1 protein-coding gene is annotated in these 2370 nt (G+C 48.3%); it reads left to right on the forward strand.

Annotation, left to right across the window (positions count from 1 at the left end; translation table 11 throughout):
* On the forward strand, positions 1-2370 hold a 2370-nt coding region (locus tag J576_RS19195), incomplete at both ends, for a hypothetical protein (RefSeq protein WP_033855745.1).

Consider the following 2370-nt stretch of genomic DNA (forward strand, 5'->3'; position numbering starts at 1 on the left):
CAACAAGACTGATGCCTTGGGCAACAGCACAGCCAACAATCTGGGTGGTGGTGCAAGCTATGACAGCACTACAGGTGCAGTAAGCTCACCAACTTATGTCACCACTAAAACTGATGGTACAACAGTTAATGCCAACAATGTCGGTGATGCCTTAACCAACCTGAACAATGAAGTGGTTAAACCGATTACCTTTGCAGGTAACAGCGGCAGTGTTGACCGTAAATTGGGTGAAACCCTGAATATTACAGGTGGGCTGACAGCATCTGGCTCGAACTCGAATGTGAAGACGGTCATCAGTGGTAATACCGTTGATATTCAACTTGCCGATGCACCTGTGTTTGCAGGGAAGCTGACAGCGAACGGACTGGATGCCAATGGTGAGAAAGTTACGAATGTCGGTGCGGGCACAGCAGCAACCGATGCAGTAAACAAAGGTCAGCTTGATGCGTTAAGCACATCAAGCAACAACAAGACTGATGCCTTGGGCAACAGCACAGCCAACAATCTGGGTGGTGGTGCAAGCTATGATAGCACAACAGGTGCAGTAAGCTCACCGACCTATACTGTGAATGGCAACAACGTCAATAACGTGGGCGATGCGATCACTGCATTAGACAAAGGCTGGACACTACAAAGTAATGGTACCAATGCAACTGCAGTAAAAGCTGGTGATACGGTAGACATTGGTACGGTTGCAGGTGAAACCAACCTGAAAGTGACCAAGACCGGCAATACGATTCAGTATGGCTTAAATCGTGACCTGAATATTGACAGTGTAACGGCAGGGGACAGCAAGCTGGATACGAATGGTTTAACCATCACTGGTGGACCAAGTGTGACCAAGACTGGTATTGATGCTGCAGGTAACACCATCAGTAACGTAGCAGCAGGCACCAATGCCACCGATGCAGTAAACAAAGGCCAGCTTGATGCATTAAGTACCTCAAGCAACAACAAGACCGATGCCTTAGGTAACAGCACAGCCAACAATCTGGGTGGTGGGTCAAGCTATGACAGCACTACAGGTGCAGTAAGCTCACCAACTTATGTCACCACTAAAACTGATGGTACAACAGTTAATGCCAACAATGTCGGTGATGCCTTAACCAACCTGAACAATGAAGTGGTTAAACCGATTACCTTTGCAGGTAACAGCGGCAGTGTTGACCGTAAATTGGGTGAAACCCTGAATATTACAGGTGGGCTGACAGCATCTGGCTCGAACTCGAATGTGAAGACGGTCATCAGTGGTAATACCGTTGATATTCAACTTGCCGATGCACCTGTGTTTGCAGGGAAGCTGACAGCGAACGGACTGGATGCCAATGGTGAGAAAGTTACGAATGTCGGTGCGGGCACAGCAGCAACCGATGCAGTAAACAAAGGTCAGCTTGATGCGTTAAGCACATCAAGCAACAACAAGACTGATGCCTTGGGCAACAGCACAGCCAACAATCTGGGTGGTGGTGCAAGCTATGATAGCACAACAGGTGCAGTAAGCTCACCGACCTATACTGTGAATGGCAACAACGTCAATAACGTGGGCGATGCGATCACTGCATTAGACAAAGGCTGGACACTACAAAGTAATGGTACCAATGCAACTGCAGTAAAAGCTGGTGATACGGTAGACATTGGTACGGTTGCAGGTGAAACCAACCTGAAAGTGACCAAGACCGGCAATACGATTCAGTATGGCTTAAATCGTGACCTGAATATTGACAGTGTAACGGCAGGGGACAGCAAGCTGGATGGCAATGGTTTAAGCATTGCAGGAGGCCCAAGTGTAACCAAGACTGGTATTGATGCTGCTGGGAACACAATCAGTAATGTAGCAGCAGGCACCAATGCTACCGATGCGGTGAATAAAGGCCAGCTTGATGCGTTAAGCACCTCAAGCAACAACAAGACCGATGCCTTAGGTAACAGCACAGCCAACAATCTGGGTGGTGGGTCAAGCTATGACAGCACTACAGGTGCAGTAAGCTCACCGACCTATACTGTGAATGGCAACAACGTCAATAACGTGGGCGATGCGATCACGGCATTAGACAAAGGCTGGACTTTACAAAGCAATGGTACCAATGCAGCTGCAGTAAAAGCTGGTGATACGGTAGACATTGGTACGGTTGCAGGTGAAACCAACCTGAACGTAACCAAGACCGGCAATACGATTCAGTATGGCTTAAATCGTGACCTGAATATTGACAGTGTAACGGCAGGGGACAGCAAGCTGGATACGAATGGTTTAACCATCACTGGTGGACCAAGTGTGACCAAGACTGGTATTGATGCTGCAGGTAACACCATCAGTAACGTAGCAGCAGGCACCAATGCCACCGATGCAGTAAACAAAGGCCAGCTTGATGC

The organism is Acinetobacter sp. 766875, assembly GCF_000582055.1.
Classification (GTDB): domain Bacteria; phylum Pseudomonadota; class Gammaproteobacteria; order Pseudomonadales; family Moraxellaceae; genus Acinetobacter; species Acinetobacter nosocomialis.